Source organism: Paenibacillus sp. GYB003 (assembly GCF_036577625.1).
In the GTDB taxonomy this organism is placed as follows: Bacteria; Bacillota; Bacilli; order Paenibacillales; family NBRC-103111; genus Paenibacillus_AB.
In genome coordinates, this window is record NZ_JARBDC010000010.1 from 1 (window position 1) to 26,327 (window position 26,327).

The window sequence follows — 26,327 nt, forward strand, 5'->3', positions numbered from 1 at the left end:
CCCGGACGCCGCGCTGACGCGGGCGCAGGTGGCGGCCATCCTGACCCGGGCGCTGCTGCCGGGGCAAACGGCCGCCGCGGGCGGCTCCGGCTTCGCCGACGTGCCCGCCGGGCATTGGGCGAGCGGCGCCGTCGCCCTGGCCAAGCAGGCCGGCATCGTCGACGGCGTCGGCGCAAACGCGTTCAAGCCCGACGTCCCGGTGACCCGCGCCGAAATGGCGGCGATGCTGGCGCGGGCGCTGAAGCTTGACGGCTCGCCGGCCTCGCCGGCGTCGTTTTTCGACGTCGGAGCCGACGGCTGGGCGTACCCGTACATTCAGGCGCTGAACGAGCAAGGCGTTCTGCAGGGCTACGAGCCGGGATTGTTCCGGCCGGACTATCCGATCTCGCGGGCGCAGACGGCGGCGTTAATGGAACGGCTCGCCTCGAAAATCGCGGAAAAAACGACGGCGGCGAGCCTAAAATATCAGTTCGTCGAATAACATGAAAGAACCTCCGAAGCGCGGGCGATCGGAGGTTCTTCCTTTTATGCGGTTGGCCCGAAGCCCCGTTTACAGGACGCGCTTCGCGCCGATGAATTTCGGCCCCCAGTAGGAGCTGGAAATCGAATCGATTTTCGTCCCGGCCGACGTCGTCGCGGAGACGAATTGCCCGTCTCCCAAATAAATGCCGACATGCGTCGTCGATTTGCCGATTTTGAAAAAGACCAAGTCTCCGGCCTGCAGCCCGACGACCGATTGTCCCGCCGAATCGTACATGTCCAGCGCGGTTCTCGGCAAATCGATGCCGTATTGGCCGTATAGGTAGCCGACGAAGCCCGAGCAGTCGAAGCCTCCGGGCGTCGTGCCTCCCCAGACGTAACGGATGCCGAGCATGCTTTTCGCCTTGGCCGTTACGAGTTCCGCCACGGTCGGCGTGTAGGCCGCGACCTTGGGAGGCGCGTACCAGGCGGGCGCATGGTATTTCCCGTCCAGGCCGATGATCGCGATTTGGTTGTCGTTGTCCCACTGTACGATATAGCCCAGCGTTTCCGATACGAGACGGAGCGGGACGTAGACCGTCCCCTGCCGATTTTGCGCGCCGGAAGCGAGCTTGACCTGCTTCCCGTCGACGACCCATTCGTTCGTTCCGGTTTTCGCTTCCACCGTCTTCTTCTTCGCCGCATCCTGCAGCCGGACCGTCACTTGCCCGCCGTCCATTTGCCAGTCGAGCCGGTACCCCATCGCTTCGAACACCGGGCGCATCGGCACGAGCGTCTGCCCGCCGTCGATAATTGGAGGCGCTTCCGGAAACTCGACGAGCCGGTCGTTCACTTGAATTTTCACGCCCGCCTCATCGTTTGCGGACGCATTCGCGCTCCACAGCGCGGAAGCGGATACCCAAACGGCGCACGACAAAAAAACAGTTTTCCACAAACGCTTCAAACGGTTCCCTCCTGCTGCCTCCGAGGTTAGCTGACGGGTTAGGGAAGAGGTTTTCCCTTGCCGCGTTCGGTAACGCGGACATTCACCCCACGGTAAATCGTCCCCCGTACCGGGTATTCGGTATACCCGGATTCGGCATTATGTAATTTGGGTTTTAGGGTAGCATACCGTTTTTCCGCGGGTCAACCCTCAAAAAATGACAATTGCCGCTCGCGGGCGTTCCTATACGCTCCGAACGGTTTCGTCCGCAATCGCCGTTTGACGCCGATCATACGGGCAAATCGCGAATATCGTCCCGCTGCAGACGGACCGTCCGGTCGTCCACCCATTCGACGCCCGGGCCCTGCTGCTTTTTCTGCGGCGGGTTCAAATAGCGGATTTCCAGCACGTACGGGGCGGAAATCGCCGTAAACGGCGGAATGTCGGCCATTCGCCGCACCGCCCGCGCCGCTCCCTCGCGAACGACGCGGCACGCCTCGTCTCCGTCCAGATGGACGGCCGCTTCGACGCCCCGGCCCCATTTGACGACGGCCGTCTCGATTTCCGGGACGAACAGCTTCGCTTCGAGCGCGGCTTTGTCGTCCCCCGACAAAAAGACGGTAGGGACGCCCTGCGTGCCGGCGATCAGCGCCCTCGCTCCGAACTCTCCGATAAATACGCCGTTCAGCTTGTAATAGGCGACCGTTTTGGACGAATACGTATGATTGAGCGGGGCGTTAAACGTGCCGGCCATCGCGTGCTGGCCGACGAACAGCAGCGCGTCGTAGCCTTCGAGCCGCTTGTACGGCTGGCCTTCCCGCAAGTAGTTGCCGTAGGCCAAATCTTCGGCAAGCAGGCCGCCGGGGCCGTGCCCGTCCCAGACGTCGATGCGGGCGTCGCCGTAAACGGAGCGAATCCCTTCGATGCACGCGTTCACTTCGCGCGCCAGCAGCTTCTTCGCGGCTTCCACCCGTTCCGGGAAGCCGTCTCCCGGGCGGGTTTGCGTAAAGCTGTCCACGCCGGCCGGCCCTTCCAAATCGGTCAAAACGAAAAACGACTTCATGCTTCAAGCGCCTCCATTCGGATGCGCAGCTTGCGTTCGATGAGGGCTCACCCATGAAGCAAGCTGCGTTTTCGGTATGATTGCGGCGATTCGCCGTACATGCGGCGAAACAGTCTGGCGAAATACGAAGGCTCCTCGTAGCCGAGCTTCTCCGCGATCGTATAGACCGGCAGATCGGTAAAAGCGAGAAGGTGAGCCGCTTCCCGCAGCCGCGCCGACTGCAAATAGCCCATCGGCGTTTCTCCCGCATGCTCCTTGAACAGACGGCACAAATAGTTCGGCGTCACGTGGACCGACTGCGCCGCCTCCCGCAGCGTCACCGGGCGATGCCGGTTCGATTGCAGAAACATTTTGGCGCGCTCGACCGTCTCCTCCGCCGTATTCGGCACCCGCTCCGGCTGCGCGACCGCGGCGACGATCGTCTCGATTTTGGCGAGCAGCTCCGCGACCGTAACGGCGAAGTGCGATTTCAGCGGCGGGACGTCGTATAGATCGAGGATGCGCCGGTACCCTTCGGCGAGCATCGGCCGGAACCGGTGCGGAACGGACAGCGGAGCCGTTCGAACAGCCCCGCCGATCCGAATCGAGCGGCTTTCCTCCATCATGTCGAACAAATTGACGGCCGCCGGCTCGCCGTGCGTATCGCGCAGCAAAAACGTGCACTCCAGGTTCGTAAGAGGGCCGTCCGTGCCGAAATGAAACTGATGCGGCTCGTTCGGATGAATGATGTACAGCATGCCCGGACCGACCGCCGACGACGTATCGCCGACCGTGAACACCCCGTTTCCTTCGAGCACGTACATGACGTGAAACACGGGATGAACGTGACGCCCGACATGCGCATCGAGCCGGCCCGCCATCAAGTTCGTCGTAATATGATCGATCGCATACGGCCTGCCGCCCCACATCAGTCGGAACTCCATCCGCTTCGCTCCTTTCCCGTCGACGTCCGGGCGCCTTGAATGTTGGTATAGTTCGCTGGCCGGCGCCGATTTCCTGCCTTGCCGCGGAAGGGAACGAGGCCGAACATTCGGTTCGGTCAAGCCGGCTTCGTCCCGGGTCAAAATCGTATCCCCTTCGGGATATATCGTTCCTTCTGCGAACGGAGGCCGTTTCTTATACTGGAAACGAGACGGGCAAAGCGAACAAACGGAGGGAACCGGAATGTCGTTAACGATGGAGCAAGTCATTTTTTTTCAGACGAACGGGTATTTGATTGCGGAGAACGTATGGACGGAGGACGATTTGCGGCCGGTTATCGAAGAAATCGAACGATTCGTCGACGAGCGGGCGCAGCGGTTTCATCGGGAAGGCCGGATCGCGAACCTGTACCCGGACGAGCCGTTCGAGAGGCGCTTCGCGCTGCTGTACGAGCAATGTCCGGAAATAAACCGGAAATTCGACATCATGCATTTGCTCGGACCGGCCATGTTCCGCTTCCTGACCGACAAGAAGCTGCTGGACATAGCCGAATGTCTGCTCGGCAGCGAGCTGTCGTGCAATCCGATCCAGCATTTGCGGTCGAAAATGCCATGGAAGGGCGAGGGCGAGCAGGCCGTCAGCATGGATAACGTCCCGTGGCATCAAGACGCCGCCGTTACGTCCGTCGAATCGGAGGCGTCCGAAATCATCACGTTTTGGCTGCCGCTGATCGACGCGACCAAGCAAACCGGCTGCATGGAAATTATTCCGCACGCTTTCAAGGGCGGTTATTTGCGGCATCAAGCCGAAGGCGGCACGACGATCGTGAAGGAGCTGCTCCCGGAGCTGCCGCGGATTACGGCGGAATGCCGCAAGGGCGGCGTCGTCATCATGAACAAGTACACCCCGCACCGGGGAACGTCAAACCGTTCCGACTCCGTGCGCTGGTCGCTCGACCTCCGCTATCATAAAACCGGCGCCCCTTCCGGACGCGACTTCCATCCTTCGTTCGTCGCCCGCAGCCGCAGCAATCCGGACAGCGTGCTGACCGATTACGAGCAGTGGCGCCGGATGTGGACCGACGCGCTGGCGAAGCCCGCGCAGAAGGCGCACCGCGTGTAGCGGAAAATGGGGCTTCGCGCGAGGCGCGGCCTAACGTCAAAGACGCCTCCCCCGCCGCGAAGGAGGCGTCGTTTCGTTTCGCCGCGCCGAGTCCCGCGGCCGCAGGTCGAGCAGCCGCCGGCTTTCGCCTCAGAGCGGCATCAGATCGCGTTCGCGCGCCAGCGGCTCGCAGGAGGGGCATACGCCGACGACCGTACCGGACGGTTCCGCGTACATCGTGATCCGTTTCGCCGGCTTGCGGCAGTACGAGCATTTTTGCGGTCTGGACGGCGCACCTTCCGAATTTCGCCGCTCCGACGCTTTTCGTTTCCGGTGATCGGCCAGCACCGCCACCTTTCCTTGCCCGCTCCCCCGCCGGCGAGAGCCTCCTCCCCTCATCCGCGCAATTGCGATTACGGCCGCGAGCACCGCCGACAGGACAATGCCCGCTATCGCGAATCCAAGCATGAAGGCGCCTCCTCCTCGTTCATTCCTATAAACATTCGCAGGCGGGGCCGTTCTTTCCTTCTTATACGATTCGATTTCGCGCCAGCCGCATGTTCGAGGCGATATAGCCGACGCCGGCCAACGAAACGACGATCATTTGCACGATGGCCCACCGATCTCCGAGCGAAAAACACGCGAACAGCGCGCGAATTCCGTATTCCGCCATCGCCAGGCAAAGAAGCAGCTTCGCCGCTTCCGCCAAGCTCCGCTTCCAGGGAACGGCCAAGCGGTACGCCTTTTTCATCGTCTTCGCGTTCCACAATGCGGCAATCGCCTCCAGGCTCACCATGCCGATCACCGCGCCGGCGTACCCGAGTCCCGGAATGCCGATCAGTATATAGCTGAACGCGAGCGAGCCGACGACCGCCCCCATCAAGCCTTGGAGCGGACGAATTTTGTCCCCTTTCGCCCACAGGACGATCGTCGACAGCTCCCGAAATCCGGCGAAGATCGGGATCACGGCCATGCACCGGATCGCTTTGGCAATGGAAGCGTCATGAAAAAACAGCCTCGCCAGCGGGTCGGCGTACGCATACAGCACCCATGCCGAGGCGATCCCCCACAACCAGCCGAAACGAAGCGCGGCTTCGGAGCGCGTCCGAAAGCGATGCGTTTTGCGGTCCATTCGATCGGCTACGAGCTTCGGCGATAGCGTAAAGGCGAGCGCAGACGTGATCAGCGTTGGCATATAAACGATCAGTCCGCCCATCCCGGAAAGCTCCCCGAATACGGAAACGGCTTCGGACAAGCTGTAGCCGGCCGCCTGCAAACGGTTCGGTACGATATAGGCGTCGAGAAAGTCGGAGAGCGGCACGATGAAGCGGGTAGCGGCGAGCGTCAGCGAGGAGTATACGAAAGCGGTCATTTGTTTCTTCGCGCCGTCCGGCGGCATAAGCTCCGGGGATTCGCCGGACTCGGAAAGGAGGCGGGTCGCAACCGCCATGAACGCGATTGCGGCGGCCGCTCCGGCGAATGCCCCCAGCATCGCGCCGCCGATGGCCGAGGGCAGTCCGTACGGGATCCACGCGAAAACGAGCAGCAGCATGAGGGAAAGCCGGACCGTCTGTTCGATCAATTCGGAAACCGCGATCAAGCCGTGACTGTTTCGCCCTTGCATATAGCCGCGAAACAGACTGAGCAATGGCACGATCGCGATGGCCGGAGACAGGCAGCGGATCGGAAAAGCGAGATGCGCGTTCCCGAGCGATTCGGCCAAGCCGTCGGCAAACCGGTAGCAGAACGCTCCCATTAGAAGCCCCAAGCCGAAAAGCAGGAAAGCCGAGCGTTTGAACAAACGGCGGCCGAGCGCGCGGTTTTCGGCCGTCGTTAACGCAAGCGAGGTGGGAAATCCGCCCGAGACGACCGTCAACCCGAAGCCGTAGCACGCATAAGCCATTTGGTACAGCCCGGTCCCTTCCGGCCCGAGCAGACGGATCAACGGAATTCGCGCGGCGATTCCCATAACTTTTACGAGAATGAGCACGCCCGAACGGGTTATCGTATGTTTCAGAAGCGAACCGGAATTCACATTTTCACCTCGCCGCCTTGTCCATTCCTCCTTCCCATTATATTAGCGCCGGGGCGAATTATGAGCCTCTTTCCTTATTCGACGATATGGATAAGCCAGTACCGGGTCGTTCGGTCCCAGCCCAAATCGAACGGCGTCCGAAAGCGGTCGGTCGTATGACAGTTGACGAGCGGGTACCCGTTATCGTCGAATCCGACGAAGACGGCGAAATGATCGATGTCGCCTTCGAGCTCGTAGCCGATGACGTCGCCGGGAAGCAAGCCTTGAAAAGCGCCTTTCTCGTACTGCTTCGTCGGCTTCATGAGCTCCGAAAACGTTCCTTTGGCTACAAGCTTGCCGTAGCCGCTGTATAAAATAAACTGTTTGAAATTATCGGTTCTAACCCACGAGACGCTCCCTCCGGCCGTTTTCGAATACCGCCAGCCGTGCCTCATGGGCAGTCCCCCGCCTTCCTTCGGGTCTCCGAGCACTTGCGAGACGAAATTGGTGCAGTCTCCTCCCAGTCCGGTGTAATCGCGGTAGTTCCGGTTATACCGGTTGTCGTTGCCGGCCCCCCACGCCGACCCGGCATATTTGTTCGCATACGCGAGCGCCTGCTCCCGGTTGAAGCGAATGTCCCCCCGTTTGCCCGTTTGCGCCGCCGCCGAGGCTTGGTCGGCCGGCGGTTTTATGCCGCGACGCTGCACCCGGGCGGGGATCAGGTCCGGGTTTTCATCGAACGGATCCAAATACCATTCCTTCGCGACATACCACTTGCCGTCGATTTGCCGAAGCGTCAGCGAATGGCGGGTTCCGATGCCGAAATGGTGGGGCGGCAGAAGCGGATTATCGTAGCGGTACGTCAATTTCATCGACTGGACTAACGAAGCGCGAACGGCCCCGCTATCTTTTTTCAAGCGGACGATGCGAATCGCGGGCTCGGCCGAGACGAGCTTCACGTTTCTTCGCTCGGCCCAAGCCCGCAAGTAAGAGCTTCGCTTCAGCTCCATCCTTTTGGCGTGCCGGCTCAACGCTTCTTGATCCGAATAAAAGTCCGACACCAGCTTGTCGTCGCCTTGAAGCAGCAGCTCGGCTCTCGATGCATACAGCTTTTGCAAAAATTCCCGGATATCCCGGTCTTCGTCGGGCCGTCCCGCGAATGCCGTAGAAATGCAGCAAATGACGGCTATTGCCAAAGTTATCCAGATCCGCTTGGCTTTCAGTAGGGATCACCTCGAATGGTCGATTGCTCCTTGAAACACAGGGAGTAATTTTTCCATCGAAACGGCTTCTTATGTATAGGTATAGACCCGCGCAAAGAAGAAGACCGCCTCCCGGCCGGCGAAGCCAGGCGATCGGCGATCTTTTGACGTCAGGCCTCTACCCCTCAATCATTGCAGCGGCTTGCCTATTTCCCTTTATTCTTCTTCGAACAAATTCTCGCCGCGATGGAGCCGCCATGCAATTTTCGCCGTATGGGGCGTCTCGCGGGAAGTCGGAGCATGCGCCGCCAAATAACGGGTAACCGCAAGAATCAGCGTTTCGCGGGCTTTCTCGGCGAACGGTCCCGACTCGGAAGCCCAGCGGTCGTATTCCGATACGGCCGCTTCGTACATCTGGAAGGAGTGGAATTCCGCATCCTCTCGAAGCAGTGCATGACCCAATACGTTAAATAAAGGCTCCGGCTTTCCGCCGCTGCGCAGATAGCGGATCGCCCATTCCGCCGCCGGCGCCACCTGCTGCTGCTTGTCGAGAATCTCGAGCAGCTCCGCGGGCTGCGGCACGTCCTCGGCCGCGCCAATCGCAGCCGGTCTCGGGGCAGCCGGGATGTTCAAAAACCGGTCGAGGTAAATCGCAGCCGCCGTATGGAAAATGCCGCGCACCAGCCATGGATCTGCGGAACGGATCAACCCTTCGTGAACGGCGTGAGCATGCGTAAACGTGTGCAGCACCGATATCCAGTCCCCGAAATCGTTCTGCGTATGGAACCGGACGACCCGTTCCGCCGCGGCCAATGCGGCAATTTGCGAGATGCGCACCGGAGAGGCGCCGCCGAGCAATGCTTCCTTCAGCGCTCGAAACGTCCGTATCGGTTCGTCTCCAAGCAGCGCTTGAAGAAGCTCCTCGTCGTCGATGCCGGATCCCCCGTTTCCGGAAGAAACGTCCATATTGAGCAGCTCTTCGAACGCTTCCTTCAACGGCTGAACCAGATTGACCGGAGACTGCCAGCTGTGAAGCTCTTCGCTGCGCGAGGCGTCTCCGAACATCGGAACGAGCGAAGCGAGGACATAATTGCGCTGCTCGCGCCCGACATATTTCAAGCTCTCGAATGCTTTATTATGGAAATCGAGCGTATGGCCTCCATTCATATAGAAATGGTCCGTCGCCGCCATGCTCATCATGGAGAATAACCGTTTTTCATCCGTCCCCGCCTGCACGGCGGTCAGCAGCACCCGTTCGGCGCCGCGCGTATCCCGAACCTCGATGCAATCGCGGTACCATTCCGTCAACCGTTCTTCGGTGATGCCCGTATTCGGAAGCGGCTCGAGCAAGAAGCGCGTTCCGCTTCCGGCGGAGTCGCGCGCCGTGCGCAGCAACCCTTGAAACAACGCAAGGATACGGCCTTGTTTATCAAGCTTGGGCAGGACGTTCGCCATCGCGGTAAGAATCGTTAATCCGGAGCCCCACCCTTGCCTCCGCTGTTTGACCCCGAATTCGATCCCGATCGCCGCGATTTCCGTCTCGGGTACGCCCGCCTCCATTAAGCCGACTATGGCCTTGGCTATAACAAGACCGATGTTTTGCTCAAGGCCGCTCAGAAGCCGGTTTTTATACAGCTGGACTTGATTGCCGTTCCGGGAATTCGGGTTGACCCGAATCAATCCGTCTTGAACGGTTACGTCGTGTACCGGAACATCGTCCGCCCAAGGGTCGAGCGTTCCGCCGCTGCATACGTCAAACCGCGCATGATGCCAATGGCATGTCAAAATCCCTTTGCACAAACTTCCCATGTGGAGGGGAAAACCGAGGTGAGGGCACCGGTTGTCGAGTGCATGCACTTCGTCCTCGTGATAGAAAACTACGATGCCCCCCTTGATCAGCTTCGGACCTTGCTCCCGAAGCTCTCTTACCGTACCCGCCTGGATCCAACCGTTCATGAAAACGCCTCCATTTCCCGATTTTTTGCACCTTCCCTTGTTTATACTCTATCATATTTCAGATACTTTTTTAATATGTATATTTATAAAGTTGCATGTTTAGTAAGGAGCTTCCCTCCTGTAAGAATGTTTCCCGCCATATTGGCCAGGTGAAGGATGGGCGACGCCATTTTGCCGGCGAGGTCGTCGAGGTCCAAGTTAAATCGGGGCCTTTAACAGTTGAATTAACTTCCACAAAGAAGATATCCCACACATTTGGGACTCGATACCCTTATTTTGATAAGACCGAATTTGCTCAGCCAACCTCATGATACTCTGTAGATCCGTATGTTCGGCAGCGGCGATTGATTGCTTAAGTTTTACGGTGTCCTCGGAATAAACGGAGTTTTGCAGCACATGGATCAACCTGATTTTCAATAGATGAGCTCTGCTGTAATAACGATAACGGTTTTCAGGGTCTCGGTCCGCCTTAACATAACCGGCCTGCTCCCAGTAGCGGATCGTCGATTTCGATATCTTCGTCATCTCAGAAACTTCGTGGATGGCGAACCGCTCCATGGCACCGGGCGAATTATTCTCCTTCATTACTTGCCGAATATCCTCGATTATTTGCGCTAATTTTACTTTCTCCTCATATAAAGCAACTTCCTTTTTCCTAACGGCCCACAGTGCGTCATAGGACATGTCATGCCGCAGACCATGAAGAACTTTGGTTGTTACCTCCATCCCGAAAGACGGGGCCATGGCTTGAATACATTCCAGGTAAGCTGCATGCAGGTCCGTATACATTCGATAGCCGTTCGCCGATCTTTCCGCTGGAGGGATCAGGCCTTTCGCTTCGTAATTCCGCAAGGTGCTGGGACTAATCATGAATGTTTTTGCCATTCTTTTAGGACGCATCGTCAATTCAAGACCCTCCCCTAAAACGATCAAAATTAAAGTGCCATATAAGCATTTTCCGGATAATACGCGAATTTCCTTCTTTATTTACCCGGAACCTTCCAATTCGCTTATATGTTATACAATGGAATTAGAGTGTTGATAAGGAGGAGTGAGTTTATGAGTAAACCGTTTCCGATTTTCCGCCAGAACATGACGATTGAAGAAATGAGTATGGCCGCCAACCGTTATATCGAATGTGAGTGGAAGCCCTTATACGATTTCATGCATAAGGATTTGACGGCAGCTTTTGGGGAAATTGAAGATGCGGCCTACGGTCTATATTTGGAACAGCTGATGCCGGCCATATTTGACCAGTTGGAACATGCAGGGTTTAGTTTAAATGATGAACTCGAGGAGACCGATTTCGTCATCGCCAAACAGTTGATTTTCCGAAATTCCATTGAGAAATGGGGCACTGAGGATAACCGATCCAGAGTATTTTGGAACGTAGTACGTGACAAGCGAGGTCATGCGTTAGGTACGCTGCTGACGGAGATTCCCCACTCCCATCTAGAATTTGACATTCCTTCGGCGCCTGTCATTTATTCGCTTCGGGAAGTTTTGAAGGAAGAGATCGTACAAGGAATCAGGAGTATTAAAGAACATGGGCTGAACGGTTAAAAAACAGAGGCAACGAAATCAATTTACGAAAGGAAGATCCCGTATGCTAGGTCCAAACCCTAACGAGAAGTACCCAATCCCCGGGAACATGAATGTGCAATTTATTCGAAACACAATCACGAAACCAAATATCATAGTTGGAGACTACTCTTATTACAACGCGTTGAACGGGGAATCGTTTGAAGATCAAGTGTTATATCATTATGAAGTGATTGGGACAAAGTTAGTGATAGGCAAATTTTGTTCCATTGCCCCGGAAGTCAGATTCATGATGGACGGCGGCAACCACCGAATGGATGGTTCAACTTTTCCTTTTAACATCTTCGGAAACGGTTGGGAGAGACATACCCCTTCCCTAGACCAGTTGCCGATCAAAGGAGATACGGTTGTCGACAATGATGTCTGGATCGGCAGACGCGCCACGATTATGCCGGGGGTGCGAATCGGCGACGGCGCGATTATCAGCGCGGAGGCCGTGGTCGTAAAGGATGTTGATCCTTATACCGTAGTCGGTGGAAATCCCGCTAGGGAGATCAAACCACGTTACCCGAAAGAAGTCATTCAAGAATTATTGGAGATCAGATGGTGGGATTCCGATATCGATCTCGTCAGTCAGTATATCGGCGCTATCGTAAGCGGAGATATGGTTGCGCTTAGAAAAATGAAACAACGTTCTTAATCGTTTCATTTGCAGTTTGAGCCGGCTACTTAATGCTGCCCGCCTTGGGCTGAAAACGCTAAGGAGGGATCCCCATTTGCCTATTTAAACGTTAGTCGCATCTTTGTTTTGTTCAAGGATTACTGGAAGTCCGGATACGCAGGTGTTATCTTTATCAACTCTATCTTCATTTAGGTCTAACAACCGGCCAGACAAGCTCCATCACGACATGACGGCAGCCGGCCACAAGATCGGCTGCCGTTTTCCGTTGAAGCAACGGGTAGAATGCCGTGGCGGAATACGGGCATTGTTCCCGAGCTGGGCGTAGCATAATTGGAGATTAAGGAGCTTCCAAATCTGTCGCAAACCCAAGCCACTCCCGTCATGGTGATCATTGGGTTATATGGCGTAACAAACGTTTGACCACAAAACGTGCGTCTGGGCCGACCCCTCTCAACGTCGCGGATGCAAAAGAGCGTTGCCCCTCCAGACCCACATAGTAGAGACCGGGTACGGTTGAACTCACTCCGGCCACTTGCAAAGGCCGGCCTTCCGCATCGAGCGCTCCCGTACTGCCTAAATAGGTAAGGCTAGGGCGGTAGCCGGTAGCGAAGATCACAGCATCAACCGGTTCTTTCGTGCCGTTCTGCCACACGACACCGTCGGCATAAAAGGAAGTGAACATCGGAAATTGATCCGGTTTTCCAGCCGCGAGCTTTTCCTCGTATTGGCCCAAATCGATGACCGAACCGGAAACCGGCACCTTCTTGCCGAATCTCCAAAACGGGAACGTATCGAAACCGACCAACTTGATCCAGAAATGCAGATCCTGCCCCCATACTTTCTGCTTTACGAACTGAACCGGCCGTAAAACTGCCAATGAGGTCCGACTTACCTCCGCCAGCTCGACTCCGATTTGAATCGCGGAATTTCCACGACCGACCACGACCACCCGCTGGCCGATAAACGGTTCCGGATTGCGATACTCGGATGAATGTAAAATGCGGCCTTTAAAATCTTCCCGCCCTTTGATGTCGGGCGTATAGGGGTTATGAAACGCCCCCGTCGCGCTTATGACCGATTTGGTCCGATATACCTCTCCTGTTGACGTGGCGATCGTAAACAGGTCGCCATTCTTCCTGACTTCCGTTACTCGCTGATTGGTTTTGACGGGAAGCTGAAACCGGCTCGTATAGTCCCGCAAGTAACGGATAACTTCCTGTTTGAGTGGATAGCCGTTTGGCGAGCCTGGTAGGGACATCCCCGGCAAAGAAGAAAAACGGGCAGGGGAGAATAGCTTTAAGCTATCGTAATACCGAGGCCAAGACCCGGCCGCTTGATCATTTGCCTCCAAAACAACAAATCGCAATCCTTTTCGTTTCAAATGATAGCCGGAAGCCAGACCGGCTTGCCCTCCCCCGATAACGATGGCATCGTAAACGGCCGACACGAAAATACACCTCTTTATTTATTTGCAAAATGCAAGTATATTCGAAAAGAAATCACCCTTGCGGGGGTGTACAGCATGGGCCTGTTTTCGACATCGCCTCGTTGAGCAATCGGATGGATCGAATAACAGTGTCTCTTTCGAATTCGTTCATGTGCGAAAAAATCTCGTCCAAGTAAACGTTCATCTGTTGGTCGATTGCCGTCGCTACGAACTTGCCTTCCGTCGTCAAGGAAAGAATATACACCCTCCGGTCATTCGGATCCGGTGTACGTAGAACGAGGTTCATCTTGACCAGCGATTGGATTTGACGGCTAAAGGTCGTAATGTCGGTGCCTAGCGTCTCGGCCACTTGCTGCATCGAAGGGTTGTGCCGACGATCGATTTCGTACAGGATATGGCTTTGGATAACCGAAACGTCGCTGCCACCGACCGAGCAGCAGTTTTTGTTGAGCAAACCAAAGCGGCGAGTCATGATCTGAAACAGTTCGCGAATATTGTCCACGTCGATTCACCTCATGACTCTGTTATACCGCATTTATTTGCAAGTTGCAAGTTATTTCTTTAGCAAGCTACGACTGCATTCCGGGCGATCCGGTAGATCCCTTTCTGCAGCTTTTGATCATCCCTTAACTTAACGAACCCATTCCTGTGAAAATGTTTTATGAACACGTTTTGCGGATCATCTTTTATTTCCTGCCCCTACGTACATTCTTTCTCCATGCCGCTTCTGAATTTCCGAAAATCTTTAGGTGTTTTACCTTGATCTTTTTTAAAGGACTGAATGAAGTGATTCACATGATTGAAGCCCACTTTGCAGGCTATCTCGGTTACAGTATCGTCCGTCGTTACTAACAATTCGCTGCTTTTTTTGATCCGATATTTAATGAGGTACTCATAAGGCGTCATGCGAACTGTCTTTTTAAAGTTCCGGGTGCATTCGGAGATGCTCAGATGCGCGGCATCGGCAATTTCCTGCAGCGTGATGGGATTTGAATAGTTTTGATGAATGAAGCTGAGCATGAGCTGCAATCTTTCCTGCTGCCGCTTCGCGTGTTTCCGCGTTTCCTCTTGCGGTAGCGAAAGATTAGATATCAAAATGAACCAGATCTGTGTAGTTTTGATCGAAATCTCGTATTCCCATCCCCATCCCTTTTTCATATTGAACACTTTTCGCATGTCCCAAAGTAAGTCCAATACCTGCTTTTCCCAGTCTGCGTTTCCAGCAATAACGAATGAAACGAAAGAAGAGCGGGTATAAGGAAGCACATAGTTCTCTTCCATAGTACTGCCCGCATGGAAGGCGAGCAGCTTTTCGGGGAAGTTAAAACTCACATATTCACCGTCATGACTCAGCTGTGTCGTGACATGAAGAATCCCCTTGTTGATTAGGATCGCTTGGCCAGTCTTTAACTCATGATCGATTCCGTTTACCTGGATCACCAATGTTCCTTTCGTTACCAACGTGATCTGTAGTTCTTCATGCCAGTGCAGGTCGTTAAATCCCCGGCCTTCAGGAGTGCTCGTATAAAGCGTATGCGTGTACATGATGTAAGGAAACGAAAGATTGGGATACGCAATCGTCTCGTGCAGCGACTTTGCCATATTGGAAACCTTCTTTCTATGGCAATATTTCGATATTATCTAATGATATATTTACACAAAAAAACAAAAAACGATGATATGATTATATCATATCTTCGGCTTATCACTAGAGCCTGTGCACAGACGATCGGATAAGACCTCTTGGAGGCTTTTAAGTGAAAGTACGTAAATCGTCGTTACCTCTTCATCCTTACGTCTTGCTTTTTATCGCCATTTTGTCGGTTTCCGTTTCTTCGATCATGATCAAATCTTCGGATACGCCAACCGCAATAGCAGGTATGTATAGGCTTTATATTTCGGCTTTCATCATGCTTCCGTTCGTCCCTTGGAAAACGATCCGCTACTTAAGCATGAACGCAAAGGATTGGGGCGCGGTATTTTTGGCCGGCCTGTTGCTGGGACTGTATTTCTTATTTTGGATGGAATCTCTTGTTTATACTTCGGTGGCAAGTTCCATGGTGATCCTGGCTTTGCAGCCGCTGTTTGTCATGATCGGTTCGTTTTTTGTATTCAGGGAAAGAGCCGGCATACTGAGCGTGCTTTGCTTAGTGACTGCGCTGCTTGGCTCAGTCATTATCGCTTGGGGAGATATCGGGGTTTCCAGAGAAGCGCTGATTGGGGACGGATTGTCTTTAATCGGAACTATATTGGTTTCAGCTTATATGCTGGTCGGACAAAAGTTGAGCCGGAAAATCGATGCGAATCTGTATAGTGTCGTTGTCTTCTTTCTCGGAGGAAGTGTTCTGCTCGCCTACAGCGTGCTGAACGGCTTTTCCTTAACCAATTACGAATCTTTGGACTGGACGTATTTCCTTCTGCTTGCGATAGTTCCCACGATCTTCGGCCAGTATATTTTCAATCGGCTGCTTAAGTCGATCGGAGCTACAACGGTGTCCGTAGGCATTATTGGAGAACCCGTTTTGGCTATTATGCTGGCTTATCTCTTCCTAGGAGAAACTATCTCCGTCTTTCAATTGGTAGGCGGATTGATAACGCTGCTGGGTATGCTGATATACTTTTGGCGGCAATCCCTGCAATATTCAGCGGTGAAGCGTCTTTCGCATTAAGTGGTGCCGAATGCAGGTGGAATGATACAGGGGGGATTTTTCAACGGCAACTGCAATACGAGCATCTCCTTGGGGAAGATGCTCGTCTATGTTCAGCACAGCCTTACTTCTTCTTGAAAGCCCCGAATTCCACGGCAACCGGTGCGCTCGGAGGGGCACAGCACAACGATAAATCCCGGGCTTCTCCTGCGGACTCGAATTCGGAATCTTCTTTCGTATAGAAAATTTCCCACGCGTTGCCGTCCGGATCGTACACCCAAACTTTGTCTTGTACGGCATAGCAACACGTCGTGTTCATTTCATCGATCAGCTGCAATCCGGATTGACGCAGTCTCTCCCCCATGGCCAATACTTCCTCTGTATTGTTGACCTGAAATCCGAGATGATTCAATACCCCTTTCTGTTCGAAGGGACGAACGTTCAAGGAAAAATGGAGAGCCGGATTCTCCAGCTCGAACTTCGCGTAATTTTCTTTGACTTTGGTCGGCTCGGCTCCGAAGAAGCTTCTGTAAAAAGCCAGAGACTTCTCCAAGTCCGTGCAGTTCAACGCCACATGCATGCGTCTTATCATTCTGTTCCCTCCCCTTCCCCTCGAATTACTGACCTTCCTCCACGAACCGGCTGATCCGATTTTTGATCGCATCCCGCACATTCCGGAATTGGACCATGATCTCCTCTTCCGTTCCGGTCGCTTTGGCCGGGTCGTCAAAGCCCCAGTGCCATTTGGTCACGTTCTTATTCGAGATGACCGGGCAATGCTCGTCCGCGTGTCCGCACAGCGTTATGACATAATCGGCTTTGTTCAGTATGTCCGGATCGATGACATCGGACGTATGGGCGCTAATATCCACGCCGGCTTCCTTCATCACATGAACCGCTCGGGGATTGAGTCCATGCGCTTCGAGTCCCGCGCTTTTGACCTCGTATTTATGGCCGCCCAACGATTTCAAAAACCCATCCGCCATCTGGCTGCGGCAAGAGTTCCCCGTGCATAAAAAGTATACCAAAGGTTTTTTCTCCATGATCATAACTCTCCTTTTGTCGGAATTATATAGGTGAAGAGGGTTAAGCGCCTTGATGTCCCCTTTTGGCCAGCTTGCTCCCGAATAGAATGACCGCCACAACCGTCAAAACCAATACGACGGCCGCAATGCTTAGCCATACATTCCCGTCCCAAGATTGAAGGAAGCTCAGCCATACAAACAGCCCTCCCAGCGTGATAAACAAGGTCGGAACCGTCAGCAAAATCCCGATTTTAAAATAGTACCCCCAGCCGATCTTCACATTTTTAGTGGACAGGACGTGCAGCCAGAGCAGCGTGGCGAGCGAGCCGATCGGCGTAATTTTCGGCCCCAAATCCGAACCGATCACGTTGGCGTAGACAAGCGCCTCCCGTATGAATCCTTCGGTTTCGGTCCCTTTGATGGCCAACGCATCGATCATGACCGTCGGCATGTTGTTCATGATCGAGGACAAGATCGCCGCGATGAAACCCATGCCCACGGTAGCTGCGAACAATCCTTGATCGGCTACAACCTGAATGACGTCCCCCAGCGCATCGGTCAGCCCGGCATTCCGCAAGCCATAGACGACCACGTACATGCCGATGGAGAACGCGACAACCGCCCACGGCGCTCCTTTGACCAGCTTCCATGTGCGAATGGCCGGGCTTTTTCTAGCCGCCAGCAAAAAAGCTGCAGCTGCGATTCCGGCAACGACGGATACCGGGATGGAAACGAACTCGCTGACGAAATACGCAACGAGAAGGGCGGCCATAATAACCCAGGACAGTGCGAACAGCCTCTTGTCCTTGATGGCATCAGCCGGCTTTTTCAGCTGGTGGAGATTGTAGCTCTTCGGAATGCTTTTCCGGAAGTAGAGAAACAGGACGAGAAGACTCGCGATGATGGAAAAGAAATTCGGTACGATCATACGGCTGGCGTATTCCGCAAAACCGATGTCAAAATAATCGGCCGATACGATGTTCACCAAATTGCTGACAACAAGGGGGAGCGATGCCGTATCCGCTATAAAGCCGCTCGCCATAATAAACGGAAGCACCATCTTGTCCTCGAACCGGAGCGCCCGAACCATGGCCAGCACAATTGGCGTGATGATCAGCGCCGCCCCGTCGTTTGCGAACAACGCGGCGACCGCGGAGCCGAGCAGGATGATGAATACGAACATGAGCAGACCGTTTCCTCGTGCAAGCCGCGCCATGTGAAGCGCCGCCCACTCGAAAAATCCGATTTCATCCAACACCAGCGAGATCAAAATAATGGCCACGAAAGCCAACGTGGCATTCCATACGATCTCGGTTACGGCGCCCACATCTGCCAAGCTCACGACGCCGAATAATAAAGCGATAATCGCTCCGGCGCTGGCTGACCAACCAATGTTCAATCCCTTTGGTTGCCAGATGACCAAGGTGAGCGTAACCAGAAAGATCAAAAACGCAATGGTACCCATAAGACCCTCCCGAAATCAATTGCAGCACTCGTTCTCTTCGCAGACCGCGGACTGGAGTTTGTCCTTTTGCGAAGGGACGTGTTTCAGAATGTCCAAGATAAAAGGTTTATCCTGGACATTCAAGGAATAATAGACCCATTGACCTCGTTTCGTTTCTTTGACAAGGCCACCGTCTTTTAATTTGCGCATATGCTGGCTGATATTAGGCTGGCTCGTTTGAAGAATATCCACGAATTCGCATACGCACAATTCCTTTTCTTTCAGCAAGGCGAGAATCGTCAACCTGTTTTTATCGCCGAGCAACTTGAATACATCGGCCACTTCCTCGATTTCATGCATACGAAGCACCTCCTTACTCTGCAGGGACATTCAGCCGGCCGAAATGAAAAACTTCATGTCGATTCCCGCATCGCTTCGATCGTATGGGGATGCAGAGCATCGGACTCCATATCATTTGTAAATGATTATATAATTAATCGATTATTTATTAAAGATAAGTAATTGTAAAAGACAAATCATATCACATTCGTGATATGTTCAGGCTCTCTCTCCTATAAAGTAAACGCTCCCCAACAGCATGCCTTCATAAAGTTTACAAAGCAGACCACCGAAGAATCGGCGGTCTGCTTTGTATAACACATGTAATATTCTATTTCCCTTGATGAACTCGTAACAAGCGAAGGCTATTGAGCGTTACGATTAACGTCGCTCCCATATCGGCGAAAATCGCCATCCATAACGTAAGCCAACCCGGTACAATCAGAAGCAAAGCCAGCACCTTGATCCCAAGCGAGAATGTAATATTTTGCTTGATGATCTTGAGGGTTTTTCTGCTAAGACTCATGGTGTACGGTAACTTGCTTAGATCGTCCCCCATCAAAGCAATATCCGCCGTTTCAAGTGCAGTATCCGTACCGGCACCGCCCATTGCAATGCCGACAGTCGATGCAGCCAGAGCTGGAGCATCATTGACCCCGTCACCGACCATTGCCACATTGCCGTACTGCGTACGGAGTGTTTTGATGAACTCCAGTTTATCTTGCGGCAAAAGCTCCGCTTTGACTTCAGCAATGCCCAGTCGGTTGCCGATTGCCTCGGCCGTTGCCTTATTATCGCCGGTGAGCATTATCGTTTTCTTAATTCCGAGCTCATGGAGATGTCGAATCACGTCTTTACTGGAATCCCGGACTTCGTCGGCAACAGCGATAAGAGCCAGGACGCTTGTTTCGGTTCCGAGCACCATAACGGTTTTCCCTTGTTTCTGCAGCTCATCGATCCGGATTTCTGCTTGCGATTCCATGGACGCATGAAGTTCGGCGAAAAGTTTTGGGCTGCCTATGAAGTACAATTGTTCGCCGATTCTTCCCTTTACCCCTTTGCCGGTTATGGAACTGAATTCTTCCGCATCGGCTTTAAAGTCGACGTTTCCCTCTTCCGCTTTTCGCAAAATTGCTGAAGCAAGCGGATGCTGCGATCCTTTTTCAAGAATTGATGCTATTTTTAAAATCTCAAGTTCGTTTTCGCCAAAAGTGACCAAATCGGTGACTTGCGGTACGCCTCTCGTTAGGGTTCCCGTCTTATCAAAGGCAACCGCGGAAATCCGACCTGCTTCCTCCAAGTGAATACCGCCTTTGATCAGCACACCGCGTTTAGCCGCATTCCCGATCGCCGTAACAATCGATACCGGAGTGGAGATAACGAGAGCGCACGGACAGCCGACAACAAGGAGGGCCAACCCTCTATAGATCCATTCTCCCCAGTTACCGCCTATAACCAACGGAGGAATGATCGCAAGTAGTATAGCCGTAATCATGATGGCCGGCGTATAGTACTTCGCGAATCGGTCCACCAACGCTTGCGATGGAGCTTTCTCCGCTTGCGCCTCCTCCACCAGGTGGATAATTTTCGAAATCGTCGTATCTTCGACCGTCTTGGTCACCCGAATTTCCAATAAACCTTCTTCATTCAACGTACCGGCAAAGACTTCATCGTCGATTGCTTTGCTTACGGGAATCGATTCACCGGTAATGGCCGCCTGATTGACGGTAGACGATCCTTTGACGACAACTCCATCCATCGCGAGTTTTTGTCCGGGCTTGACGATCATAATATCGCCTACCTGGATATCGTCCGCGCCAACCATGACTTCCGTGCCGTCGCGACGAATCAACGCTTCTTTCGGTGCAATGTCCATCAAGGAGCGAATCGATTGACGAGCTTTTTCCATCGAATAGCGCTCCAGCACTTCGCTTATCGCAAACAAAATAACTACCGTTGCCCCTTCGCCCCATTCGCCGATGACGGCGGCGCCGATAACGGCGATGGTCATTAAGACGTTCATATCAAATTGGAAACGGAAAAGGTTTTTGATCCCTTTTATAAATAATTCATACCCGCCTAATACAATCGCTGCCCCGTAAGCAACCGAAGAAAACAAGCTCTCCTCCCCAAACTGTTTCCCTAGAGCGTAACCGGCTATCAGAAGGATAAAAGAAAGAATGACATTTCCGTTTTCCTTCCAGAAGGGCTCCTTTTTTTCGATGACTCGCTCTTTCTCAGGCGTAACTTTCAAACTTTCGAATGCCCCTGCCTTTTCCAAGTCCGCCACTGTCGTATGGCCAAAAACGGTTATTTTGGATGCTCCGAAGTTTACTTGCGCATCCTTAACTCCAGGGAGATTTTTTACGTTCTTTTCAAAAATCCCGGCACAATTCGTACACGTAAATCCTTGAACCCGAAAAACCTGTTTATCGTCGGCTTGGTGTTGTGTATGATTTTCCAACGATCATCATCTCCTGACTATGTGTTGAGGCGAGCAGAAGGAGCTGCCGTACATGGTCGTCTTCCAAAGAATAAAACGCAAGTTTGCCTTCTTTACGATAGTTCACAAGGTTCAGCTTTTTTAGTGCTCGTAGGTGGTGAGAGGCCGTAGCGATCGAGGAGCCAATAATGTTGGCCACATCACATACGCACAGTTCTTCCTCTTGACATAAGGCAAACGCGACCTTCATCCTCGTTTCATCAGCGAGAGCTTTAAACATGTTCGTCATCGCCGTTATGTCGTGCCGCCTCAAAAGGCTTTGAACCCGATTCACCTTGGCTTCATCGTAGCAATACAGCTCGCATGTATCTTTTTCGGTCATCCTGCACCTCATCAATCAAACATTCATTTGAGTATATGATTATCATACTCCTGAAAAACTTATTCAGTCAAATGCTTATTTGAATGTATGATTGAAGCAAAACAAAAACAGGCTATCCTTTAAATCGGACACCTGTGATTACGCGAACTGTTATTTTCCCGGTTCGCCCGTCTTGCTCATGCATGTCTATGCCATTACGTTCTCAGAGTAATCATTCAAAAGATTTTTACAATGTATATTTCAGTTAAGTCTTCTTTTTACCGTCACTTATTTATTACCGAGTTGTTCCGCCAAACCGATTAGAAGTCCTTCATTTCCACGAATGTAGCAGAGCCGATACGAGTCCTCGTACTGAACCACTTGGCCAACGAGCTGAGCACCATACTTAGTGAGTCTGGATACCATTTCGTCAATGTCTTCAACGGTGAACATGACGCGTAGATAACCAAGGGCATTTACAGGAGCAGTTCGGTGATCCGATATAGCAGGTGGGGTGAGAAATCGCGAAAGTTCAAGTCGGCTGTGGCCATCTGGGGTAACCATCATAGCAATCTCTACACACTGCGAACCCAGCCCGGTTACGCGACCAGCCCATTCACCTTCGACAGTCGCTCGCCCTTCGAGCTTCAAGCCAATCTCCTCGAAGAAAGAGATTGCCTCATCAAGGGATTCTACAACGATGCCAACATTGTCCATTCTTAGTAATTTATTTTTTGCCATAGTTTTATCTCCTTATGTGTACAAATTTATTACCGGATCATCTTCATATTTATTCTATCAAGAATTACTAGTTCCTTCCAAACGACTACTATCTTGTCACAGTTCATGATTACAAAGATAAGTCACAGTATAGTAAAATTGAAATTGGTTTTCGGATATGTCATATTAATTTATTCAACGAAATTCAATACATAGCCATATTCAGATATGGGAGGCATGTTTTACCTGTACATCCAAATAAAAAGCCAGCAAAAGCAAGGAATCTTGCTGTTACCGGCTTCAAATAAAGTCTCGTCACAATCCCAACAATTTTCTCAAGGACCGACCTTGTAGGCGGACATCGCTCTCCGCAGCTCGGCAAACGAAGGCCGTTTGCCGTACATCAGCACGCCGACGCGGTAAATTTTCGCGGCGAGCCATCCGAGCGCAAGCATCGTCGCCGCCGTCAACCCGATCGAGAGCCCGATTTCCCACATGGCCGGATCGCTCATGCCGATGCGCAAAAACATAATGAGCGGCGAGAAGAACGGCACGTACGACATCGCGACGACGAAAGGCGCGTTCGGGTTTTGCAGGCCGAACATGGCGATCATGAACGCCGCAATAATCAGCAGCATGACCGGCATGATCGCCTGCCCGACTTCCTCCGTGCGGCTGACGAGCGAACCGACCGCGGCGAACAGGCACGCATAGATGAAATAGCCGAGCAGGTAGAAGACGGCGAAATAACCGAGCAGCGAAAGCTGGATGTCGCTCAGGTCGATATTCAAACCGCGCAGCTTCTCCAGGTTTTGCGGAACGAGCAAATTGGCGGCGACGACCGCGCCGAACACGACGATTTGCACAAGCCCGAGCAGGCAGATGCCGATAATTTTGCCGAACATTTGCCTCAGCGGCGATATGCTGGAGATGAGCACCTCCATGACGCGCGAGCTTTTCTCCGCCGTAATTTCCGTCGCCACCATGTTGCCGTAGCCGATCACGGTCATGTAGAGCAGGAACAGCAGCGCATAGACGAGCACGTAGGCGAGCGCCATTTGCGATTCCGTCTTGCCGTCCGACCCTTCCTGCACTTGAATCGTCCGGATCGAGACCGGCGCGTTCAGCTTGGCTCGCTGCTCCGCCGTTAGCCCGAAGTCTTTGACGACAAGCTCCGCCTTGATCGACTGCAGCGCGTTTTTCAGCTCCGCTTCCGTCGTGCCGCTCATCGCGCTTCTCGTATGGTACGACGCTTGCGGGAAGCCGGACGCGGCGTCGTCCTCCAAAACGACGAACGATTCGACCTCCTTCGCCTCCAGCTTCGCTTTGCCGAGCGCCGCATTCGCTTCCTTCGAGCCGGCGTCCCCGAGCGGCACGATGCGCAGCTCCGGCTTCGGCCGGCTGCCGTAGTAGCTTTCGAGCGCCCGCGTCACCTCGGTTTCCGGGCCGACGATCCCGACCTTCGCCGGTTCGTCCGGCGACGAAAATTTCGCGATCAGGGCCGGCAAGTTGATCATGACCGACAAAGCGATCGCGAAGATGAGCGTCGTCACGACAAACGACTTCGCCCGCACGCGATTCAGGAACGTAAAGCGGATTACCGTCGCCAGCTTATTCATTCCGTCCTTCTCCTCCCACCGTCTTAATGAATATTTCGTTTAACGTCGGCTCCATAATTTGAAACCGGTACACTTCGGACTGCGCCGCCGCTTCGCGCAAAACGTCCTGCGCCGTTTCCGGCCTGTCGATGCGGATTTCCGTCCACGCTTCGCCGCGCTTCACCGACCGGACGCCGGGAATTCGCTCCAGTCCGCGCACCTCGAGCTCCGTTTCGAGCAGCACCCTCTCCCGCGGAAACGACCGCTTGATCGACTTCAATTTGCCTTTAAGCACCGTATTCGATTTGTGCAAAATGCATATATTTTCGCACAGCTCCTCGACATGGTCCATCCGGTGGCTGGAAAACAAAATCGTCTTGCCTTCGTTCCGCAGCTCGGTCACGGTCGACTTCAGCAGCTCCACGTTGACCGGATCGAGGCCGCTGAACGCCTCGTCGAGGATCAAAATGTCCGGATCGTGGATGACGGCCGCGATAAATTGGATTTTTTGCTGATTGCCTTTGGACAGCTCTTCGACTTTTTTATTGTAATAGTCCGGCACCTCGAACCGTTCCAGCCAGCGGCGCAAGCTTTTTTCCGCCATGGAGCGCTTCATGCCGCGCAGCTCGGCCAAATAGAGCACTTGGTCGCTAACTTTCACTTTCGGATACAGCCCGCGTTCCTCCGGCAAATACCCCATCAGCGCCCTCAGCTCGTCGGAATACGGTTTGCCGTTCCACCGAATCGATCCTTGATCCGGGGCAATGAGACCCAGCACCATGCGCATCGTCGTCGTCTTGCCGGCGCCGTTCGCGCCTAGCAAACCGAATATTTCGCCGCGCCGCACTTCGAAATCGATGCCGTTCACGGCGACTTTATCGCCGTAGCGCTTCGTCACGCGCTCGATTTGCAACGGGTTCATTTCGTTTCCTCCCCTTTCTCGATTGCTGCAGCGCGTCCTCCGCTGCGTTTCGCCTCTGCGATCATATGGTGCAAAATTTCGTCCAGCTCGACCGTCTGCCGTTTGACGACCGGAATGCCGGCGGCTCGCAGCGCCCCCTCCGTAACGGAAGCTTCGCGCGAAATTAACCGCGTCAGCGCCCCTTCCTCCGATTCGACGACCCCCGGGAGCTTCCATGCGTCCGTATGCGGCGTTTCGATCCATAACGCCTTCCATTCGTCCTGAAGCGCATCTTTTTCCTTGTAGTCGAGCAGCCGTCCGTCGTACATGAACGCGACGTAATCGGCCAACCGGCGCACTTCTTCGATCGTATGCGTGGCGATCAGCACCGTCTTCTCGCCGCTCGTCATAAAGTCGCGCAGCTCGTTCAGCATAAAGCGCCATATATACGGGTCCAGCCCCGACGACGGTTCGTCTAGAATAAGCAGGTCGGGCGATTGGGCGATCGCGAGACAAAATGCCAGCCGCCGCTTCATCCCTTTCGACAGCGTCTTGATTTTCGCCTGCGGATTCAGCTCGAACTTGTCGCATAGATCCGCCCACTTGGTCTCGCTCCATGTCGGGAACCAATGGCTGTGAAAGGCGGCTGCATCGCGGATGAGGCCGACCTTCTCCTCGACATACGAAGTATCGGCCACGTACCCGATTTTTCGTTTGATCTCGACCTCGCTGCTCCCGTAGTCGAGGCCGAATAGACGGATCGCGCCGCCGTCGGGCTGCATGACGTTCATCAGCATTTGAAACAAAGTCGTTTTGCCGGACCCGTTGGGACCGACGATTGCGGTGACGACCCCGGGCTCGACAGTCAAATCGAAAGGCCCGAATCGGAACGTTTCGAACGATTTTTGCACGCCGTTCAGCGCGACTTCGTATGTGCTCATCGGTTAGGTCCCCCGTTTCCTTCATGATCCGGCATTTTCGCGTTCAAGCTTTCGTAAAACAGCTTCTCCGTCTCGCCGCGGCTCAAATGCACGCGCATCGCCGTGTCGATCGCGGCGCGAAACGCCTCCGCCACAGCGCCGGTACGGTAATGCTCGCGCTCGGTATCGCCGACCGCCGCTACAAACGTGCCGGTTCCCTGCTTGGTGCGAAGCAGTCCTTCGTTTTCCAGGTCTTGATAGACGCGACGAATCGTAATAATGCTGCAGCTAAGGTCTTGAGCCAGCTCGCGTATCGAGGGAAGCAGCGTTCCGGTCGGCAGCGTTCCGCTCAAAATAAGCGACCGCAGCTGCACTTCGATCTGATGGTACATCGGCTCGGCCGAATCTTCGGACAGTCGAATCGGTATTCGCATCTTGGTTTTCCTCCTTCCGGGCCGGTACGGCGCGTTACCTGACGAACGATCGGACGCGAATTTTACGGACGGTCCTGCCGAACCACCACTTGGCCCATAACCCGCTGATCGCCGCTCCTATGACGAACAGCCCGATACCGACCCGAGACGCCGCCCGAATCGTC

27 protein-coding genes and 1 riboswitch are annotated in these 26,327 nt (G+C 53.8%); of the genes, 5 read left to right on the forward strand and 22 right to left on the reverse strand.

What is annotated here, in order from left to right; translation table 11 throughout:
* Positions 1 to 481, forward strand: a 481-nt coding sequence (locus PV407_RS06330; RefSeq protein ID WP_332089051.1) for an S-layer homology domain-containing protein, incomplete at its 5' end; no start/stop codon positions are given.
* A 69-nt stretch (positions 482 to 550) separates the two neighbouring features.
* Here PV407_RS06330 and PV407_RS06335 read toward each other — a convergent pair.
* The 3 genes from PV407_RS06335 to PV407_RS06345 form a co-directional block, all read right to left on the reverse strand.
* Positions 551 to 1,423, reverse strand: coding sequence for a C40 family peptidase (locus PV407_RS06335; protein WP_332089052.1), 873 nt, complete (start codon positions 1,421 to 1,423; stop codon positions 551 to 553).
* 1 nt (position 1,424) lies between these two features.
* Positions 1,425 to 1,571, reverse strand: a riboswitch (cyclic di-AMP (ydaO/yuaA leader).
* 120 nt (positions 1,572 to 1,691) lie between these two features.
* Positions 1,692 to 2,465: a M55 family metallopeptidase gene (locus PV407_RS06340; RefSeq protein WP_332089053.1), complete on the reverse strand. Its 774-nt coding sequence runs from the start codon at positions 2,463 to 2,465 to the stop codon at positions 1,692 to 1,694.
* A gap of 47 nt (positions 2,466 to 2,512) precedes the next feature.
* Positions 2,513 to 3,388 carry an AraC family transcriptional regulator gene (locus tag PV407_RS06345; protein WP_332089054.1) on the reverse strand — a complete coding sequence of 292 codons (876 nt, stop codon included), beginning with the start codon at positions 3,386 to 3,388 and terminating at the stop codon, positions 2,513 to 2,515.
* Between the two features lie 241 nt (positions 3,389 to 3,629).
* Between PV407_RS06345 and PV407_RS06350 the strand changes: the two genes are divergently transcribed.
* Positions 3,630 to 4,508, forward strand: coding sequence for a phytanoyl-CoA dioxygenase family protein (locus tag PV407_RS06350; RefSeq protein ID WP_332089055.1), 879 nt, complete (start codon positions 3,630 to 3,632; stop codon positions 4,506 to 4,508).
* 129 nt (positions 4,509 to 4,637) lie between these two features.
* Here PV407_RS06350 and PV407_RS06355 read toward each other — a convergent pair whose 3' ends face one another.
* The 5 genes from PV407_RS06355 to PV407_RS06375 all read right to left on the reverse strand — a co-directional run bounded on the left by PV407_RS06355 (position 4,638) and on the right by PV407_RS06375 (position 10,559).
* Positions 4,638 to 4,955: a hypothetical protein gene (locus PV407_RS06355; RefSeq protein WP_332089056.1), complete on the reverse strand. Its 318-nt coding sequence runs from the start codon at positions 4,953 to 4,955 to the stop codon at positions 4,638 to 4,640.
* Between the two features lie 61 nt (positions 4,956 to 5,016).
* Entirely contained in the window at positions 5,017 to 6,522 is a 1,506-nt protein-coding gene (locus PV407_RS06360; RefSeq protein ID WP_332089057.1) for an oligosaccharide flippase family protein, read from the reverse strand.
* Between the two features lie 74 nt (positions 6,523 to 6,596).
* The gene (locus PV407_RS06365; protein WP_332089058.1) at positions 6,597 to 7,697 is read right to left on the reverse strand and encodes an amidase domain-containing protein; all 1,101 of its coding nucleotides are present in this window, start codon (positions 7,695 to 7,697) and stop codon (positions 6,597 to 6,599) included.
* A gap of 222 nt (positions 7,698 to 7,919) precedes the next feature.
* The gene (locus PV407_RS06370; protein ID WP_332089059.1) at positions 7,920 to 9,659 is read right to left on the reverse strand and encodes a Rieske (2Fe-2S) protein; all 1,740 of its coding nucleotides are present in this window, start codon (positions 9,657 to 9,659) and stop codon (positions 7,920 to 7,922) included.
* 198 nt (positions 9,660 to 9,857) lie between these two features.
* The gene (locus PV407_RS06375) at positions 9,858 to 10,559 is read right to left on the reverse strand and encodes a MerR family transcriptional regulator (protein WP_332089078.1); all 702 of its coding nucleotides are present in this window, start codon (positions 10,557 to 10,559) and stop codon (positions 9,858 to 9,860) included.
* A 159-nt stretch (positions 10,560 to 10,718) separates the two neighbouring features.
* Here PV407_RS06375 and PV407_RS06380 point away from each other — a divergent pair, with 159 nt between their 5' ends.
* Both PV407_RS06380 and vat(I) read left to right on the forward strand, forming a co-directional pair.
* Positions 10,719 to 11,222 (forward strand): DUF6022 family protein, encoded by a 504-nt coding sequence (locus PV407_RS06380; protein WP_332089060.1) that lies wholly within the window; start codon positions 10,719 to 10,721, stop codon positions 11,220 to 11,222.
* A 43-nt stretch (positions 11,223 to 11,265) separates the two neighbouring features.
* Positions 11,266 to 11,901 (forward strand): streptogramin A O-acetyltransferase Vat(I), encoded by a 636-nt coding sequence (gene vat(I) / locus PV407_RS06385; RefSeq protein WP_332089061.1) that lies wholly within the window; start codon positions 11,266 to 11,268, stop codon positions 11,899 to 11,901.
* Positions 11,902 to 12,271: 370 nt separating this feature from the next.
* On the opposite strand, the gene PV407_RS06390 is transcribed toward vat(I), so the two are convergent.
* The 3 genes from PV407_RS06390 to PV407_RS06400 form a co-directional block, all read right to left on the reverse strand.
* Entirely contained in the window at positions 12,272 to 13,330 is a 1,059-nt protein-coding gene (locus PV407_RS06390; protein ID WP_332089063.1) for a flavin-containing monooxygenase, read from the reverse strand.
* A 52-nt stretch (positions 13,331 to 13,382) separates the two neighbouring features.
* Positions 13,383 to 13,832 carry a MarR family winged helix-turn-helix transcriptional regulator gene (locus tag PV407_RS06395; RefSeq protein ID WP_332089064.1) on the reverse strand — a complete coding sequence of 150 codons (450 nt, stop codon included), beginning with the start codon at positions 13,830 to 13,832 and terminating at the stop codon, positions 13,383 to 13,385.
* Between the two features lie 197 nt (positions 13,833 to 14,029).
* Complete coding sequence (locus tag PV407_RS06400; protein WP_332089065.1) at positions 14,030 to 14,932, reverse strand: AraC family transcriptional regulator; 903 nt, start codon at positions 14,930 to 14,932, stop codon at positions 14,030 to 14,032.
* 155 nt (positions 14,933 to 15,087) lie between these two features.
* On the opposite strand from PV407_RS06400, the gene PV407_RS06405 reads away from it, so the two are divergent.
* Positions 15,088 to 15,999, forward strand: coding sequence for a DMT family transporter (locus tag PV407_RS06405; protein WP_332089066.1), 912 nt, complete (start codon positions 15,088 to 15,090; stop codon positions 15,997 to 15,999).
* A 103-nt stretch (positions 16,000 to 16,102) separates the two neighbouring features.
* On the opposite strand, the gene PV407_RS06410 is transcribed toward PV407_RS06405, so the two are convergent.
* From PV407_RS06410 to PV407_RS06460, 11 genes are all read right to left on the reverse strand, one after another.
* Positions 16,103 to 16,570: an ArsI/CadI family heavy metal resistance metalloenzyme gene (locus tag PV407_RS06410; protein WP_332089067.1), complete on the reverse strand. Its 468-nt coding sequence runs from the start codon at positions 16,568 to 16,570 to the stop codon at positions 16,103 to 16,105.
* Between the two features lie 25 nt (positions 16,571 to 16,595).
* Positions 16,596 to 17,021 (reverse strand): arsenate reductase (thioredoxin), encoded by a 426-nt coding sequence (gene arsC, locus PV407_RS06415; RefSeq protein WP_332089068.1) that lies wholly within the window; start codon positions 17,019 to 17,021, stop codon positions 16,596 to 16,598.
* A gap of 43 nt (positions 17,022 to 17,064) precedes the next feature.
* Positions 17,065 to 18,468 carry an arsenic transporter gene (locus tag PV407_RS06420; protein ID WP_332089069.1) on the reverse strand — a complete coding sequence of 468 codons (1,404 nt, stop codon included), beginning with the start codon at positions 18,466 to 18,468 and terminating at the stop codon, positions 17,065 to 17,067.
* 15 nt (positions 18,469 to 18,483) lie between these two features.
* A complete protein-coding gene (locus PV407_RS06425; protein ID WP_332089070.1) occupies positions 18,484 to 18,807 on the reverse strand; it encodes an ArsR/SmtB family transcription factor in 324 nt (107 codons plus the stop codon).
* A 310-nt stretch (positions 18,808 to 19,117) separates the two neighbouring features.
* Positions 19,118 to 21,250 (reverse strand): heavy metal translocating P-type ATPase, encoded by a 2,133-nt coding sequence (locus PV407_RS06430; protein WP_332089071.1) that lies wholly within the window; start codon positions 21,248 to 21,250, stop codon positions 19,118 to 19,120.
* A complete protein-coding gene (locus PV407_RS06435; protein WP_332089072.1) occupies positions 21,216 to 21,611 on the reverse strand; it encodes an ArsR/SmtB family transcription factor in 396 nt (131 codons plus the stop codon). Before PV407_RS06435 ends, PV407_RS06430 begins: the two co-directional genes overlap by 35 nt.
* Before the next feature lie 267 nt (positions 21,612 to 21,878).
* The gene (locus PV407_RS06440; protein WP_332089073.1) at positions 21,879 to 22,331 is read right to left on the reverse strand and encodes a VOC family protein; all 453 of its coding nucleotides are present in this window, start codon (positions 22,329 to 22,331) and stop codon (positions 21,879 to 21,881) included.
* Between the two features lie 314 nt (positions 22,332 to 22,645).
* Positions 22,646 to 23,929 carry an ABC transporter permease gene (locus PV407_RS06445; RefSeq protein ID WP_332089074.1) on the reverse strand — a complete coding sequence of 428 codons (1,284 nt, stop codon included), beginning with the start codon at positions 23,927 to 23,929 and terminating at the stop codon, positions 22,646 to 22,648.
* The gene (locus tag PV407_RS06450) at positions 23,922 to 24,830 is read right to left on the reverse strand and encodes an ABC transporter ATP-binding protein (protein WP_332089075.1); all 909 of its coding nucleotides are present in this window, start codon (positions 24,828 to 24,830) and stop codon (positions 23,922 to 23,924) included. Before PV407_RS06450 ends, PV407_RS06445 begins: the two co-directional genes overlap by 8 nt.
* Positions 24,827 to 25,750: an ABC transporter ATP-binding protein gene (locus tag PV407_RS06455; protein ID WP_332089076.1), complete on the reverse strand. Its 924-nt coding sequence runs from the start codon at positions 25,748 to 25,750 to the stop codon at positions 24,827 to 24,829. Before PV407_RS06455 ends, PV407_RS06450 begins: the two co-directional genes overlap by 4 nt.
* On the reverse strand, positions 25,747 to 26,163 hold the full coding sequence (locus PV407_RS06460) for a GntR family transcriptional regulator (RefSeq protein WP_332089077.1): 417 nt from the start codon (positions 26,161 to 26,163) through the stop codon (positions 25,747 to 25,749). The genes PV407_RS06455 and PV407_RS06460 overlap by 4 nt, the downstream gene beginning before the upstream one ends.
* Positions 26,164 to 26,327 lie beyond the last annotated feature (164 nt).